Source organism: Octadecabacter algicola (genome assembly GCF_021532625.1).
Taxonomy (GTDB): Bacteria; Pseudomonadota; Alphaproteobacteria; order Rhodobacterales; family Rhodobacteraceae; genus Octadecabacter; species Octadecabacter algicola.
Genome location: NZ_JAKGAR010000001.1, coordinates 119,332 through 135,017, shown reverse-complemented (window position 1 = coordinate 135,017; position 15,686 = coordinate 119,332). Strand labels below are relative to the sequence as shown.

The window sequence follows — 15,686 nt, the reverse complement described above, 5'->3', positions numbered from 1 at the left end:
TAGTCCTCATGAAACGAGGACTACTTGATGCTCAACGCACTTCGCATTGCTAACCTATCGCTACTGATCTTGTTCCCGATCGCTTGGTTCGCTCCCCTCTTGCGGGCGGCCCTTTTGCCGATCTTTGGTATGGACGAAATATCGGTCATTTCGGGCCTGCAAAGCCTTTGGGGCAGCGACGTCTTTCTGGCATTAATCGTCACAGCCTTTGCCGTTTTCGCCCCTTACTTAAAAACCATCGGCCTTGCCTTGGTGCATTTTGATTTGCTCAAGGCACAGGTTCTGCCCGTTCTTGGCTATCTGGGTAAGCTGGCAATGGCCGACATTTTCCTGATCGCCCTGTATGTTGTTGTGGTCAAAGGCGCGGGTCGTGTAACCGTTGAAGGCGGATGGGGCCTTTATCTATTTACAGGCTGCGTCCTTGCGTCAATTCTTGTCTCAATCCTCACGATACGCCACATAAAGAAAACCACACCGTGAACACCGCCACTTCCTTTAGTCGCCGCGCCTTTTTAGGCACCAGCACAGCTGCTTTGATGGCGGGCTGCGCGCCTCGGGGCTTATTCACAGCACCGATCATTGGCGCCGTTACGGACACCCAAAGGATTTTGATGGCGACAAATCGGGCAACATTTGATGCAACCGACCGCGTTGATGGTTTGAATTTCTTTGACCTTGGCATTGCCGTCCCGCGTGACCGCGCACCCGGCGAAGTGCCGGTTGAAGGGCCGAATGCATTTACATTGTCTCAGCAAACTCAGGTCTCGTCGGATGCGGAACTTCGGGCGGCGCTTGGACCGTCACAGGGCGATCCTTTGGTCGTTTGGGTTCACGGGTTCAACAACACCTCCGCCGAGGCTGTCTACCGCCACGCACAGATGGCTACTGATACAAACCTTAGAGGGCCGCAACTGGCGTTTGTTTGGCCATCACGGGCATCTGCCAGCGGCTATCTGTTCGACCGAGACAGCGCCCTGCAATCGCGGTCCGCGCTTGAGGAGTTGTTCATTAGGCTAGACCGCGTTTGGAACGGGCAAATCACCGTTGTGGCCCACTCTCTTGGATGCATGCTCGCGATGGAAGCCCTTGTACGAATGCGCCTTCAGAACCGCCCTGTTGTGTTGGATGGTTTGGTTCTTTTGCAGCCAGACATCGCACCCGAAGTCTTTAATTCGCAGGTCGCCGATATCTCGCCGCTCCCTGAAAATTCTTTACTGGTGGTTTCTGGCCGCGATCCAGCACTGTTCGTCTCGGCCAGGCTGGCCCAAACAAGCAATCGTGTGGGCGCAGATGTGGATGAGATCGAAACCTACGAGGGACTTGGGTTCCGCGTGGTCGATCTATCTGACGTGAGGGATGCAGGAAACAGGCACTTAGTCGCCCTCACCTCTCCGACAGTTCTTGAATTTTTGCGGACAACGAACGCCGGCTAAGAGGAACGGGCCTCTTGCATTGCGCGCGCATTAGAATAAAACGTGAACATGGCTAAAGAACCCACCTTCACTTGTACCGCATGTAATGCCTCAACCAGCAAATGGTCCGGCAAATGTGACGGCTGCGGCGAATGGAACACTATTGAAGAGGTAAAGCCGCTGTCCGCTGGCCCGCGCAGCAAAAAAGCGATGGGCGCAGCACGGGGCAAGACCATCCCCCTCACCGATCTCGCCACCGAAGAGGCCGAACCACCACGTACTCTTTCAGGAGTAGGAGAGCTGGATCGCACATTGGGCGGTGGCTTGGTCAAAGCCTCGGCTATTCTTGTGGGCGGCGATCCGGGCATCGGCAAATCGACTTTACTGTTGCAGGCCGCCGCACGTTTCGCACGCAATGGGCTGAAGGTTCTCTATATCTCGGGTGAGGAATCCCGCAGCCAAGTACAAATGCGCGCACGGCGTTTGGGGCTTACTGAAAGTCCTGTGAAACTCGCGTCAGAAACCAACCTGCGCGATATTCTGACGACATTAGAAACCGAAAAGCCCGATTTCGTTATCATCGATTCCATCCAGACGATGTGGCTGGATACTGTAGAAGCCGCGCCTGGTTCTGTCAGCCAAGTTCGATCCGCCGCCCATGAATTGACGACCTTCGCCAAACTCAATGGCATCGCCATCGTTATGGTTGGCCATGTCACTAAAGAAGGCGCCATCGCTGGGCCGCGTGTGGTGGAACATATGGTTGATACGGTTCTCTATTTTGAGGGCGAACGCGGCCACCAGTTCCGCATCCTTCGCAGTGTTAAGAACCGTTTTGGTCCGGCCGATGAGATTGGCGTCTTTGAAATGACAGGCAAAGGCTTGGCCGAGGTTAAGAATCCTTCGGCGCTGTTCCTATCTGAACGACAGCCCGCCCCGGGGTCTGCCGTGTTTGCGGGCATCGAAGGGTCTCGGCCTGTGTTGTGCGAATTTCAGGCACTCGTTGCGCCCTCCCCCCACAGTCAACCGCGCCGTACGGTTGTTGGCTGGGATGGGAGCCGTTTGGCGATGATCCTCGCGGTGCTCGAATCTCGTGCGGGGGTGCCGTTTACGGGGTTGGATGTGTACCTGAACGTCGCTGGCGGGCTTCGCGTGACCGAACCAGCCGCAGATTTGGCCGTTGCCGCTGCGTTAGTTTCCGCCCGCGAAGATGCAGCTTTACCCAAAGACTGTGTTGTTTTTGGCGAAATTAGCCTGTCTGGGGCCCTTCGTCCGGCCCCTCAGACGGAAAATCGGTTGAAAGAAGCGTCAAAACTTGGTTTTACCTCAGCAATTACTCCAGTGCGTGCGAAACGTGGTGGGGACAGCGGGGTGGATTTGCGCGAGATGCGCGACCTCCACGCATTTGTTGAACAGGTATTCGGGGCGCGATAACCCCAAGCGAGGCGGACCATGGCAGACTTTACAATTATTGACGGCGTAGTCGCTGTTGTCATCGTTCTCTCGGCGTTGCTCGCCTACAGCCGCGGTTTGGTGCGCGAAGCACTGGCCATTGCAGGCTGGGTCATCGCGACCATCATGGCTTTTATCTTTGCCGACAAAGTTCAGCCACTGGTCAAACAGATCCCTGTAATTGGCGATTTTATCGGTGACAGCTGCGAACTGTCAGTGATTGCAGCTTTTGCTGCGGTGTTCGCGATTGTGCTTGTCATCGTGTCGATCTTTACACCCCTGTTTTCTTCGCTCATTCAACGATCCGCCCTTGGTGGTCTTGATCAAGGCTTGGGTTTCCTCTTTGGCGCTCTGCGTGGCATCTTGTTGGTCGCTGTCGCTTTCTTTGTCTACCAAACAGTCCTAGAATCCCAAGACATTGAAATGGTTGAAGACTCTCGTGCGATTGCCGTGTTCTCGAAGATGACGGGCAACATCGAAGAACGTGATCCGGAGGCCGCTCTTGGCTGGATCACAACCCAGTACGAACAGCTGGTCGGCCAATGTGGCGCCCCAGAAGAACCCGTTACCCCTGAGAATTAATCGCTGGGGGAACCGCTCGCGTCTGCTTTCATTATAGAATAAAACGAGATCACTGAACTTGGCTGCCTGAAAAGGCAGGCAAGATGTGATCTATCTGTTCGTGACACCCCTGTGACAAACCGCTAAACCCCTTCACATCTCATACCCCTCGGATTCGGAGCCTCCTCTTGTCCAATTCAGCGTCTCGTACCCTTCGCGACCGTATGCCACCTGCGCATCCCTTTGATGACGATAAGCTAAAAGAGGAATGCGGCGTCTTTGGCGTCGTCGGCGTCGAAAACGCAGCCTCCATCACAGCTCTCGGACTTCATGCCCTGCAACACCGCGGCCAAGAAGCGGGTGGCATTGTCACCCACGAATTTGGCCAAGGATTTAGCTCAGCTCGTCGTTTCGGTTATGTCCGCGACAACTTTACCGACGCTGAAACGATGGCCACCCTGCCCGGTCCCATTGGCATTGGGCATGTTCGCTACTCCACATCGGGGTCCAAAGGGGCAACTCAGATTCGCGATGTTCAGCCGTTCTTTGGGGAATTCTCCATGGGCGGGGCAGCGATTGCCCACAACGGTAACATCACCAACGCACTTGCACTTCGCAAAGAACTGGTCGAACGCGGTTCGATCTTTCAATCCTCAAGCGACAGTGAATGTATTGTCCACTTGATGGCCCGTTCCATGGGCAAAAGCATTCCCGACCGCATGGAAGAAGCCCTGCGCAAGGTTGAAGGCGCTTTTTCCGTCGTTGCAATGACGCGCACAAAACTAATTGGCTGTCGTGACCCATTGGGCGTGCGCCCCTTGGTGCTGGGACAACTTGGCGATGGTTGGGTTCTTGCGTCTGAAACCTGTGCTTTGGATATCATCAACGCGACCTTCATTCGTGAAATTGAACCAGGTGAAATGGTTGTCGCCACAACAAAAGGCGTCGAAAGCCACTTTCCATTCCGCCGTGCGCCGTCCCGTTTCTGCATTTTCGAACATGTTTATTTCAGCCGCCCGGACAGTATCCTTGGTGGGCGCAGCGTATATGAAACCCGCGAAAACATTGGCCGTGAACTGGCTAAAGAAAACCCTGTTGAGGCTGACTTGGTCTGCCCTGTACCAGATTCAGGCACCCCGGCGGCAATCGGCTATTCGCTTGAATCAGGTATCCCTTATGCGATGGGCATCATTCGTAACCAATATATGGGCCGGACGTTCATCGAACCGTCTGAATCAATCCGTAACATGGGTGTGCGCCTTAAACTCAACGTCAATCGCGCCTTGGTCAAAGGCAAACGCATCATTCTTGTTGATGATTCCGTTGTTCGTGGCACAACGTCTCGCAAGATCAAAGAAATGATCCTTGAGGCCGGCGCGGCTGAAGTACACTTCCGCATCGCATCCCCGCCAACCGCTTGGCCGTGTTTCTACGGCGTTGACACGCCACAGCGTGAAAAGCTGCTGGCTGCGACGATGTCAGAAGAAGAGATGCGGGAACATCTAGCTGTCGATAGCCTTAAGTTTATTTCGCTCGACGGTCTTTACCGTGCCGTCGGTGAGGCATCAGGCCGTGATCCGTCTGCTCCAAAATACTGCGATGCCTGTTTTAGCGGAGAGTATCCTGTGAAACCGTCAGACATGCTCGAAAAAGGTTTCGAGATGAAAGCGGCCGCGGAATAGGCCCATGTTTGGGCTTTAACGGCCCAGAACGGCAGGCAATCGGCGGAATAATGCCGCGCCGCAGCATTTATTACCTATGGGACTCGACGGATGGGCGGTGCAGGCATACCTGCCCCGCCTGATCCACTCATAGGCTACGACAATGACAACCCAACCACTTACCGCGACCAACGCCGTGACTGCGGATGCGGCAACGCAAACGGTCCGCGCCCCGCTGCGCCCAATGACACTGATTGGTGTCTTTCAGGGCCCCGAAAACGATCACGTCCTTTTGCGGACCCGATCCGGTGCCATCGTTCGTTTGGAAACGGACGCCCTGTTGGGCGACTTAACCCTCATCGGAACAGGCGACGGCTGGGCGATGATCCAAGAGGGCGCGACAATCCACCGTCTCGTGATTGGATAAGTCACATTGCCATTTGTTAGTGGGCGTCCTAATCAGGCGCTATGAAAACAGCTCTTATCACTGGCGCGTCACGCGGGCTTGGCGCCGCACTGGCAGAAGCCCTCGCCCCGACCCATCACATCATCGCCGTTGGCCGCACAACCGGTGCGCTTGAAGACCTTGATGACCGCATCAAAGCCGCTGGCGGCGACGCAACATTGGCCCCGATGGATATTACGATTGATGCGGCCATGCAGCAGTTGTGCAGATCTATTCATGACCGCTGGGGCGGTGTTGATCTATGGCTTCATACGGCCATCCACGCCGCGCCGCTTACACCTGCCCACCACATCAATCCCAAAGATTTCACCAAGTCGACGGAGATCAACATCACAGCTACGTCGCGGCTGATCTCTTATGTCGCTCCGTTGTTGGGTGCCGACGGCAAAGCCGTGTTCTTTGATGATCCGCGTGAGGGCGCTGCATTCTTCGGATCATACGGCGCCACGAAGGCTGCGCAAATTGCGCTGGCCAAATCATGGGCTATCGAGACGGCAAAAACAGGACCAAACGTTCAGATCGTCACACCAAACCCGATGCCAACAGCCACACGGGCGCGTTTCTTTCCAGGGGAAGACCGCGATCCACTGGCCGACATCCACAGTGAAGCCGCCCGCCTGCTTCCACTGATCACTGGCTAGAGTCTTTGATGCAACGCCGAGGCATGGCGTTGCGTTTTCCCTGTCTCTTCCATTGCCGCACTGCCGCTGCTGACTTAACAACATAGAAAACAAGCAGGCGATCATGCGAATTCTTATCACCAATGATGACGGCATAAACGCGCCCGGACTGGCGACGTTGACCGCGATTGCCCATGATGTGGCTGGGCCGAGCGGTGAAGTTTGGACCGTGGCCCCGGCATTTGAGCAATCGGGCGTTGGTCACTGCATCAGCTATTCCAGCCCCACAATGATCGCCAAACTGGATGATCGCCGCTACGCCGCCGAAGGCTCCCCTGCTGATTGCGTGTTGGCAGCCCTCTACGACGTGATGAAAGATGCAAAACCCGATCTGGTTTTGTCTGGCATCAACCGTGGCAACAATGCTGCCGACAACGCGCTTTATTCGGGCACCATTGGCGCTATCATCGAAGCCGCGCTGCAAGGTGTCCCCGGCATCGCCATGAGCCAGTTTTTCGGTGCCGGAAACAAAGACCTCGACGATCCATTCGAAGCGGCCGCACAGCATGGCGCGGAAACCGTTCGTGCTTTGTTGGACAAAGGCATCTGGACCAGCGACAGCTACCGCACCTTCTACAACATCAACTTCCCGCCTATTGCCGCCAAAGATGTCAAAGGCATGCAGGTTGTGCGCCAAGGATTCCGCGATCAGACGAGTTTCGGAATGGAACCGATGACCGCCCCGAATGGACGCCGTTTCTTGTGGGTCACGGGGGGGCGCCAAGATCAAAAAACTGGCGTAGGAACCGATGTGACAGCCAACCTAGACGGCTATATCTCGATCACACCAATGCGCGCAGATCTAACCGCCCACGATGTCTTAGATGATTTAACAGAGCGTTTGAAATGAATGTCATGAACACACGCGCCGAACTTCAGATGCAATTCCTGTTCGCCCTTAGGTCCAAGGGCGTAACGGATGCACGTGTCCTGACCGCGATGGAAAAGACAGACCGCGCCTTGTTCGTCAAAGGCCATTTTTCAGATCGCGCTTATGAGGACATGCCCCTGCCAATCGCGTGCGGGCAAACGATCAGTCAGCCGTCTGTTGTTGGTTTGATGACGCAGGCGTTGCAGATTCAACCGCGTGACAAGGTCTTGGAAGTCGGCACAGGCTCTGGCTATCAGGCCGCGATCCTGAGCCACCTTGCGCGGCGCGTTTACACCGTGGACCGTCACAAGACATTGATGAACGATGCCCGCGCGGTGTTCCAATCGCTCGACATCACCAATTTGACTGCCTTTACAGCGGATGGTTCGTACGGATTGCCAGAACAGGCCCCGTTTGACCGCATCCTTGTCACCGCCGCCGCTGAGGATCCTCCGGGGCCTCTCTTGGCGCAGCTCAAGGTTGGTGGGATTATGGTTTTGCCGGTCGGGCAGTCAGATTCTGTACAAACGCTCATTCGGGTTACCCGAAACGAGACCGGTTTCGAGTACGAGGAAATTCGCCCAGTGCGCTTTGTCCCCCTGCTTGAGGGCTTGGGAAAAGACTAAAACACAGCTATAACGCAGTAAAAGCAGGGCAAAAGACCCTGCACATACGAGGAGCAAGGCATGGGCACGCCCGTTTATTCACGATTCCGCACGGCACTTTTGGCGTCTGTCGCATTAGCGACGCTGGCGGCCTGCGATGGCGAAGGCAACATCATCAAGCAAGATTTTGACTGGGATATCCGCAACTTAGGTGGTGGATTCGACACAACCGATGCGGCGCGTAACCTCGCTAACAGACCACGACCAGATGATCGTGGTGTAATTTCATATCCTAATTACCAAGTGGTAGTTGCAGAACGCGGCGAAACTGTTCGCCAGATCGCAACCCGCTTGAACATCGATGCCAATGAGTTGGCGGCCTACAATGGCGTGGACGCTGATATCGCGCTTCGTCGCGATGAAGTCGTCGCTCTCCCTGCGCGTGTCGCCGAACCGTCACCCGCAACCGGCGCGCTGACCACAGGCCCGATCCAACCACCTAGCGTGAATGTCACGACGCTTGCTTCTGACGCAATTGACCGCGCGGGTGAGCAAACGACGACACCTACCGCAACGACAACGGCATCGGCAGCGCAAACCGGCATCGAGCCAGGCCTCCACCGCGTCGCCCGTGGCGAAACTGCGTTCCAGATCGCGCGTCTTTATGATGTGCCTGTTGCTGCTTTGTCTGAATGGAACGGCCTTGGGTCCGATCTAACCGTGCGCGAAGGCCAGCAATTGCTGATCCCTGTTGCGGGTGCCACGCCACCAGCACAACCAGCCGCTGCCGTTTCAACACCCGGCGAAGGGACACAAACCCCGACACCACCAAGCGCTGTCGTACCACTGCCCGAAGTGGACGTGACCCCACAAACACCAGAGGTCACGACCCCTGCCCCTGATATTGGCGAAATCACAACGCCAGCCCCTGCCACCAGCGCACCGTTTATCTATCCGGTCCAAGGCAGCATCATTCGTGAATACAACCCGGGCCGCAATGAGGGCATCGACATCAGCGCATCTGCAGGTACGTCGGTTAAAGCCGCAGCGGCCGGAACAATCGCAGCCATCACGCAGAACACCAATGGCGCACAGATCATCGTTGTACGCCACACGGGCAATATCCTGACGGTTTATGTGAATGTTGATAACCTGAGCGTCGAGAAAGACGACAGCGTATACCAAGGTCAGTCTATTGCCGAAGTTGCGGCAGGATCGCCTGCCTTCTTGCACTTTGAGGTCCGCGACGGGCTCGAAAGTGTCGATCCCGCAGACTACCTGCCCTAAACCGTAACGCCCTTGCGGCCAGCAAGGTCGACGAAATATTGCCAAGCAACGCGCCCTGAACGGGATCCGCGCGTTGCTTGCCATTCAATGGCTTCAGCGCGCATCGTATCATCGTCGATCTGCACACCATGCGCATCACAATAGCCGCGGATCATGTCCAAATACTGGTCCTGATCACACGGATGAAACCCGAGCCACAGCCCGAACCGATCCGACAACGACACCTTTTCCTCGACCGCTTCGGACGGGGTGATTGCAGTTGATCGTTCGTTTTCGATCATGTCACGCGGCATCAAGTGGCGGCGATTTGACGTCGCATAAAGCACGACGTTCTCGGGCCGCCCTTCGATACCACCATCAAGGACCGCCTTAAGCGACTTGTAATGGGCATCGTCGTGACCAAAGCTCAGATCATCGCAAAACATGATAAACCGCTCAGGACGTCCCCGCAGCAAAGCCAGGCAACGGCCAATGCTGGGTAGATCTTCGCGCTGTACTTCAACGATTTTCAGTTTGTCGTGTTTGGCCTGAACATCGCCATGGATCGCTTTGACAAGGCTGGATTTTCCCATGCCGCGCGCGCCCCAGAGAAGGGCGTTGTTGGCAGGCAAACCTTTGGCAAACTGCACTGTGTTGGCGTGCAGGGTATCGCGCGATCGGTTGATACCAATCAACAGGGACAGATCAACACGGCTGACCGTTTCAACTGGTTCCAAACGATCGGGATCGGCGTGCCAGACATAGGCTGCACCACTGAAGTCAGGCGCGGTCGCGGGGGCTGGTGACAAACGTTCCAGCGCATCCGCGATCCGGCCTAAGGTTTCATCATTCACGACGTGGACTCTTCATCATTGGCAAGGTCTTCGTCTTCTTCCTCATCGTCAAACCATAGGCCTTCGGCGCGCAGCTTGGCTTCGCGCGTTTTTTCGACGCGCTTTACCAACTGGATGGAAATCTCATAAAGACCGTAGACCACCACAAACAGGATGACTTGCGTGATGATGTCAGGCGGCGTCACCAGAGCGGCGAGCAGCAAGATACCGACAATCGCGTATTTGCGGACGTTGCGCAGACCTTCGGCACTGACCAAACCTGCCTTCCCCATGAGGGTCAAAAGAACAGGAAGCTGGAAACAAAGGCCAAAGGCCATGATGAATTTCAGCGTAATATCGAGGCTTTCGTTCACCTTACCAAAGAAGGTAATGCGAATGCCTTCGTCCTCTAGGGGTACAACATTCGCGCCATCAGTCCCGCCGACAAAGCCGGCCATAAGATCCGCGATGATGGACGGAACATCCGCAAAGCCAAGGAAGAACGCCATGGCCAAAGGTGTCACAACGAAGTGCGCAAACGAAGCCCCCAGCAGGAACATCACCGGAGACGCGATCAGGAACGGCAGGAACGCGCCCTTCTCTTTGCTGTAAAGCCCAGGAGCAACGAACCGCCAGAGTTGGTACCCAATCACCGGAAACGCCAAAGCAAAGCCGAATACCATCGAAATACGGAATAAGGTGAACAGGTATTCCTGCGGCGATGTATACTGCATCGTCGGGGACGGGTCACCGAGTTCGCGCAACGTGGCTTCAATCGGCTCAAGCAAGAACTGAAGGATCGGCTCTGCGACCGTAAAGGCGATCACTATACCGACAATGAACGCAAGAACGGCACGGATCAGTCGTGTTCGCAGTTCGGCCAGATGTTCAATCAGCGGCGCTGAACTGTCTTCCATTTCATCGGTGTTCAGCCCATCTTCGGACGTATCAGTCTGGCTCATTTCGCGTCCTTCGAGGCCTTAGCAGCCTTGGGCTTAGCTGTTTTTGCAGATGTTGTTGGTTTGGCTTTGGCCTTTGTCGCGGCCTTTTTGGCAGGCGCTTTCTTTGTGCCCGCCTTAGCCGGGGCTTTAGACTTGGACGCCGATGTCGCGGTTTTCGCAGTCTTTGGCGCGTCTTTCACGGTGCCCGCTGGTGCTTTGGTTGCGGCTTCGGCCGCCTTCTCAGCCGCCACACGCTCGTTGGCCGCTTTGGCCATGGCATCGCTCATCTTTTTGGCGGTCGCCTTGCGTTCATCCGTCATCTTCGCACGAAGCTTATCGGTTTCGTTTTCCGGCTTAGCATCAGGGTCAGGCATAGAACCGCCCTGCATCTTCGTGGCTTCGCGGATTTTGTCGACACCGAACTTCTGCGGATTAGCAGCCGCTTTCAGTGTCTTGTTGATGTCTTTGACGCCCGCCTCATCAGCGGCAGCATTCATGGCGCTGGAAAACTCCCGCGCCATGCCTTTGGCCTTACCCACGAATTGGCCAACCTGCCGGAACATACCCGGCAAATCCTTGGGACCAATGACAACCAGTGCCACGATCCCGACGACCAACATTTCCATCCAGCTTAGATTGGGCAAGACACGCCTCCGGTAATTAAGTGAGAAAAGAGCAGGTTATTAAACCTTGGTCTCGTCTTCAGTCGGCGTGACGTCTTTGGCGTCTTCAGCCATTGCGTCTTCGATTTCGCTCTTGCTGTCATCAACGCCCTTTTTGAACGCAGTGATGCCTTTGCCGACCTCACCCATCAGGGACGAAATTTTGCCGCGGCCAAACAGGACCAGCACCACGACGGCGATCAGAAGAAGGCCAGGAAGGCCGATATTGTTGAGCATGTATTCTCTCCACGAGGGGCGGGCATTTGGCCCGCGTTGGCATTGCAGGAAACAGACTTAGGGGGGCTTGGGCGGATATGAAAGGGGGAAACGACAAAATACCCCTATATTTGTAAGGGTTTTAGCTTTCTTGTGTCACTAAATTGACAACTGACAGTTTTTTGACAAAACTATCCCCAAGAGAGGTCTTATGAGACGCGCAGACAGACTGATGAATTTGATTCGCCACCTGCGAGATGGCGATTTGCACCGCGCAGCTGATTTGGCCCGCGCGATGGATGTGTCATTGCGCACGATCTACCGCGATATGGATACGTTAGCCGCGTCCGGCGTGCCCATCGAAGGCGAACGCGGTACCGGATTCCGCGTTACGGCCGCCATCACGCTGCCGCCGCTGAACCTAAGCATGGCCGAGCTAGAGGCACTCCATGTCAGCCTTGCAGCCATGGGACAGGCGCAAGACCCCGATCTTGCGACCGCCGCCGCCAGCCTTGCCGCTAAGCTCGACGGTGTGCTGCCAGAAATGAACGCGCCCAATACCTTAGCGGTTTACCCCTTTGCGGATGCCGCGCGCGGGTTCCAACATTTGCCAAAGATCCGCGCAGCTATTCGGGCACGTCAGAAACTATCACTTAGTATTGCGGGGCGCGATCGCACGGTCCGCCCTCTTCAGCTGGATTATTGGGGACGGCTTTGGACCTGCGTTGTCTGGTGCGATACCACACGGAAATTCGATGACCTGCGCATTGACCAGATTACGGGGATGCGAGTGCTGCCATCCTTGTTCGTCGAAGAAGACGGCAAGCGGTTGATCGATTATGAACGTTTAGTCGCGCGGGAAAATGAAGCATTTGTCGCGCCGGATCATCAGCCATAGCACCGTGCCAACTTTGGGCAAGAAGACGGACGGAACGATAGCTTTCATCAAAGAACCATCATCCAGCACAAATTCAACCAGACTTTCGTTGCCCATAAAACGCGCGCGTTTCACAACACCACGTGCAGGCGTGCCATCGGCAATCGTCGGATTGGGACCCTTGCCGGATCGGTCAAAGTCGATTTTGATGTGCTGAGGCCGCACAATAATATCCACTGCCGAGCCATCAGCCACACCTGGAACAAGGAAGCGCCCGAACGCTGTATGGGCCAACGCGCCATTCACTTCGGATGGCACAACATTGATATCGCTAAAGAAACCCGCCGCATCCTTATCAACGGGCGTATTGTAGATGTTGTAGGGTGCGCCTTTTTGAACGATCTTGCCATCCCGCATCAGGGCAATCTCATCGGCCATGCGCATTGCTTCGCCAGGTTCATGGGTGACCAACAAAACAGCCGCACCTTCGGATTTCAAAACATCCAAAGTCTCATCGCGGATTTCATCGCGCAGTCGATCATCCAGTCCTGAAAACGGCTCGTCCATCAACATGATCCTTGGACGTGGTGCCAAGGCCCGCGCAAGTGCCACTCGTTGCTGTTCGCCACCAGAAAGCTCATGTGGGTAATTATCGATATGAGCCGACATCCCGACCCGTTCTAGCAATTCTTCGACCCGTGCCCGGTTGCTGCGCGTGCTGCCTGACAGCCCGTAGGCCACATTGCCCGCAACGCTTAGGTGCGGAAACAAAGCAAAGTCCTGAAACATTAACCCGATACCGCGCCCCTCAGGCGGGACGCGAAAAACCGTGTCGCACAGCAGTTCCCCGTCCGACAGGATCGATCCGGAATCCTGCATCTCGATGCCGGCAATCATGCGCAACGTCGTCGATTTGCCGCAGCCAGACGGGCCAAGCAGGCAAGTCACCTGCCCCGCCATCACCGACAACGAGACATCGTCCACAACCTTGCGACCCGCAAAAGAGCGGCTTAACGACTTGATTTCTAAGCGTGGAGCGTCTGTCACGTGGATACGGCCTTAATCCTTACCGAAAATATCGGATAAATAAGGCAGATAGCAATGCAGACGCCCCAGAGCAAGAGATGACCCGCCACGACGCTAGATCGTTGCGTTCACCGCCCCACCATCCAACAACAGGTTCTGTCCGACGATAAAGCCAGCTTTATCAGAACATAGGAACGCACAGGCTGCACCAAATTCTTCACGGGTGCCGTATCGACCTGCAGGAATCGTCGCTTCGCGGTTTGTCTTAGCTTGTTCCATGGAAATGCCTTGTGCGTCGCTGACACCTTTGTCCAAAGACTGCGCACGATCCGTGGCGTGAATGCCCGGTAACAAGTTGTTTATAGTGACGCCAGAACCCGCAACCTGACGCGAGGTTCCCGCAACAAAGCCCGTCAATCCTGTGCGGGCAGTGTTGGACAGCCCAAGCACAGGAATTGGTGCCTTAACCGATCCAGATGTGATGTTGACCACACGGCCCCAACCGCGATCCATCATCGTCGGTACCAGAGCTTGAATGAGCGCAATGGGCGTCAGCATGTTGGCATCAAGTGCGGCGATGAAATCATCCCGTCCCCAGTCGGCCCATGACCCCGGAGGCGGACCACCCGCGTTTGTCACTAAAATATCAACACCTTGCGCCGCCTTGATGACAGCGGATTGGCCGTCTTGGGTCGTGACATCGGCTGCGACAGTAACAACATCGACCCCGTGTTCATCGCGGATCGCTTGTGCGGTTGTTTCCAACGCGTCCGCCCCTCGTGCATTTAGCACTAAGTCGACACCTTCGGCCGCCAAAGCCTCGGCGCAACCGCGCCCCAATCCCTTTGACGACGCACAAACCAACGCCCGTTTACCCTTAATTCCCATATCCATGTCGTTATCTCCTGTTGTCGCTTGATGCTCTTGGCCTACAAAGTCACATACGTTACCTAGGCGTCAATTGCCTCTGACCTGACGGAACTTTGACGCCGTTTGGCCCATTTTCTATGTTAGGTCAGTCACAGTTGACCACCCTTGTTGAATTGAGTTTCCATCTATGTCCAAGACGAACCAGAACACCATAGCCGTCTATCCTTCTGACGCCTTCGTGGTGACAGACGGCGTGGCCGAAGGTGACGTCATGTCATTTATGGACGAACTGGTGCTCGACGATGTGTACCAACTGACAACAGGATCGCAGCGTAAGGCGTTGATCTATGAAAAGGGCGACGGGTCCGCGTTTATCATTGCCGAAGAAACCGAACTCGGAACTCCTGGGAACCTGCTTTACCTGGATTGTGCAATTACGCTTATGGCGCGTGACAGTACGACCTACGAAGCCTTGGTACTGGTCGAAGTCGAAGGGGACGAGGCCGCCGAGGTTTATTTGATGCCGCTGGCAACTTTCGAGCCAGAAAGCATTTATCGTCTTGTCGGTGCCGACCGCGAGTCTGCGGCTGCGAAATTTGGTGATGTCGCCTGTGTGCGTTTTGCGCGTGGTACACACATTACTTTGGCGTCCGGTGCGCAAGTGCCGATCGAAGATCTGAATATCGGTGATCGCGTCCTGACCCGCGATGCCGGGCCGCAAGCTATTCGATGGATTGGTGAAACAACCCTTCGGGCGGTTGGTGATTTTGCGCCAGTCGTCATCTCAGAGGGCGCGCTTTTCAATAGCCGTGATCTCATCCTGTCGCCCGACCACCGCTTGTTTATATACCAGCGCGAAGACCGACTAGGAGCCGGCCGCTCCGAGGTATTGGTAAAAGTCAGGCACCTGATCAATGGCGATAGCGTGTATCAACTCGATGGCGGTTTCGTGGATTACTTCCAAATCTTGTTTGATGACCACCAGATTATTTACGCGGAAGGGATCGCCGCCGAGACGCTTTTGGTCGATTCCAGAACCCGTAAGGCACTGCCAGACGACGTCGCCGACGGTGAATTCATTCCTGATCACGCTGCAGCGCCCCATCAAGATTTTGAAGTTACGGAAAGCCTTGCAAACAGGCCGGACGTCGTAACACTTCTGAAACGCGCCTCCTCAAGCTGATCCATCAAACGGGTGATTGTCTTCGATAGGGCTGATGTCGCAAGTCGAATTGCGATTGCCGTGCCGAACTCTCTTCAATGCGTCGTCGTGATTGCCCTTGCTCG

The 15,686-nt window shown here is 55.5% G+C and carries 18 protein-coding genes; 12 read left to right on the top strand and 6 right to left on the bottom strand.

Translation table 11 applies throughout. The features are described from left to right. Positions 1-27: 27 nt before the first annotated feature. The 10 genes from L0666_RS00585 (at position 28) to L0666_RS00540 (ending at position 8,995) form a co-directional block, all read left to right on the top strand. Positions 28-480, top strand: a complete 453-nt coding sequence (locus tag L0666_RS00585) for a paraquat-inducible protein A (protein ID WP_235257069.1) — start codon at positions 28-30, stop codon at positions 478-480. Beyond that, positions 477-1,433: an alpha/beta hydrolase gene (locus tag L0666_RS00580; RefSeq protein WP_235257067.1), complete on the top strand. Its 957-nt coding sequence runs from the start codon at positions 477-479 to the stop codon at positions 1,431-1,433. Before L0666_RS00585 ends, L0666_RS00580 begins: the two co-directional genes overlap by 4 nt. Before the next feature lie 48 nt (positions 1,434-1,481). After that, the gene (gene radA / locus L0666_RS00575) at positions 1,482-2,846 is read left to right on the top strand and encodes a DNA repair protein RadA (protein WP_235257065.1); all 1,365 of its coding nucleotides are present in this window, start codon (positions 1,482-1,484) and stop codon (positions 2,844-2,846) included. Between the two features lie 18 nt (positions 2,847-2,864). Continuing rightward, entirely contained in the window at positions 2,865-3,446 is a 582-nt protein-coding gene (locus L0666_RS00570; RefSeq protein ID WP_235257063.1) for a CvpA family protein, read from the top strand. Between the two features lie 203 nt (positions 3,447-3,649). Further along, the gene (gene purF / locus L0666_RS00565; protein WP_235259529.1) at positions 3,650-5,107 is read left to right on the top strand and encodes an amidophosphoribosyltransferase; all 1,458 of its coding nucleotides are present in this window, start codon (positions 3,650-3,652) and stop codon (positions 5,105-5,107) included. A 142-nt stretch (positions 5,108-5,249) separates the two neighbouring features. Continuing rightward, positions 5,250-5,513, top strand: a complete 264-nt coding sequence (locus L0666_RS00560; protein ID WP_235257061.1) for a hypothetical protein — start codon at positions 5,250-5,252, stop codon at positions 5,511-5,513. Between the two features lie 41 nt (positions 5,514-5,554). After that, positions 5,555-6,193: an SDR family NAD(P)-dependent oxidoreductase gene (locus L0666_RS00555; protein ID WP_235257059.1), complete on the top strand. Its 639-nt coding sequence runs from the start codon at positions 5,555-5,557 to the stop codon at positions 6,191-6,193. 103 nt (positions 6,194-6,296) lie between these two features. Beyond that, entirely contained in the window at positions 6,297-7,082 is a 786-nt protein-coding gene (surE, locus tag L0666_RS00550) for a 5'/3'-nucleotidase SurE (RefSeq protein WP_235257057.1), read from the top strand. A gap of 5 nt (positions 7,083-7,087) precedes the next feature. Beyond that, a complete protein-coding gene (locus tag L0666_RS00545; protein ID WP_235257055.1) occupies positions 7,088-7,729 on the top strand; it encodes a protein-L-isoaspartate(D-aspartate) O-methyltransferase in 642 nt (213 codons plus the stop codon). Positions 7,730-7,789: 60 nt separating this feature from the next. Next, positions 7,790-8,995 carry a peptidoglycan DD-metalloendopeptidase family protein gene (locus L0666_RS00540; RefSeq protein WP_235257053.1) on the top strand — a complete coding sequence of 402 codons (1,206 nt, stop codon included), beginning with the start codon at positions 7,790-7,792 and terminating at the stop codon, positions 8,993-8,995. Here L0666_RS00540 and L0666_RS00535 read toward each other — a convergent pair. The 4 genes from L0666_RS00535 to L0666_RS00520 are packed head-to-tail and all read right to left on the bottom strand — an operon-like array spanning position 8,992 to position 11,647. Then, positions 8,992-9,828 carry an ATP-binding protein gene (locus tag L0666_RS00535; RefSeq protein WP_235257051.1) on the bottom strand — a complete coding sequence of 279 codons (837 nt, stop codon included), beginning with the start codon at positions 9,826-9,828 and terminating at the stop codon, positions 8,992-8,994. The two genes, L0666_RS00540 and L0666_RS00535, sit on opposite strands and share 4 nt — an antisense overlap. Further along, entirely contained in the window at positions 9,825-10,769 is a 945-nt protein-coding gene (gene tatC / locus L0666_RS00530; RefSeq protein WP_235257049.1) for a twin-arginine translocase subunit TatC, read from the bottom strand. Before tatC ends, L0666_RS00535 begins: the two co-directional genes overlap by 4 nt. Continuing rightward, entirely contained in the window at positions 10,766-11,392 is a 627-nt protein-coding gene (tatB, locus tag L0666_RS00525) for a Sec-independent protein translocase protein TatB (protein ID WP_235257047.1), read from the bottom strand. Before tatB ends, tatC begins: the two co-directional genes overlap by 4 nt. A 39-nt stretch (positions 11,393-11,431) precedes the next feature. Then, positions 11,432-11,647, bottom strand: a complete 216-nt coding sequence (locus L0666_RS00520) for a twin-arginine translocase TatA/TatE family subunit (RefSeq protein WP_235257045.1) — start codon at positions 11,645-11,647, stop codon at positions 11,432-11,434. Positions 11,648-11,837: 190 nt separating this feature from the next. Between L0666_RS00520 and L0666_RS00515 the strand changes: the two genes are divergently transcribed. Then, on the top strand, positions 11,838-12,524 hold the full coding sequence (locus tag L0666_RS00515) for a helix-turn-helix transcriptional regulator (protein ID WP_235257043.1): 687 nt from the start codon (positions 11,838-11,840) through the stop codon (positions 12,522-12,524). Here the strand turns inward: L0666_RS00515 and L0666_RS00510 are convergent. Both L0666_RS00510 and L0666_RS00505 read right to left on the bottom strand, forming a co-directional pair. Beyond that, positions 12,474-13,550 (bottom strand): ABC transporter ATP-binding protein, encoded by a 1,077-nt coding sequence (locus L0666_RS00510; RefSeq protein ID WP_235257041.1) that lies wholly within the window; start codon positions 13,548-13,550, stop codon positions 12,474-12,476. The genes L0666_RS00515 and L0666_RS00510 overlap by 51 nt on opposite strands. A 93-nt stretch (positions 13,551-13,643) precedes the next feature. Continuing rightward, positions 13,644-14,423, bottom strand: a complete 780-nt coding sequence (locus L0666_RS00505; RefSeq protein WP_235257039.1) for an SDR family oxidoreductase — start codon at positions 14,421-14,423, stop codon at positions 13,644-13,646. A 163-nt stretch (positions 14,424-14,586) separates the two neighbouring features. Between L0666_RS00505 and L0666_RS00500 the strand changes: the two genes are divergently transcribed. After that, positions 14,587-15,582 (top strand): Hint domain-containing protein, encoded by a 996-nt coding sequence (locus L0666_RS00500; protein WP_235257037.1) that lies wholly within the window; start codon positions 14,587-14,589, stop codon positions 15,580-15,582. Positions 15,583-15,686 lie beyond the last annotated feature (104 nt).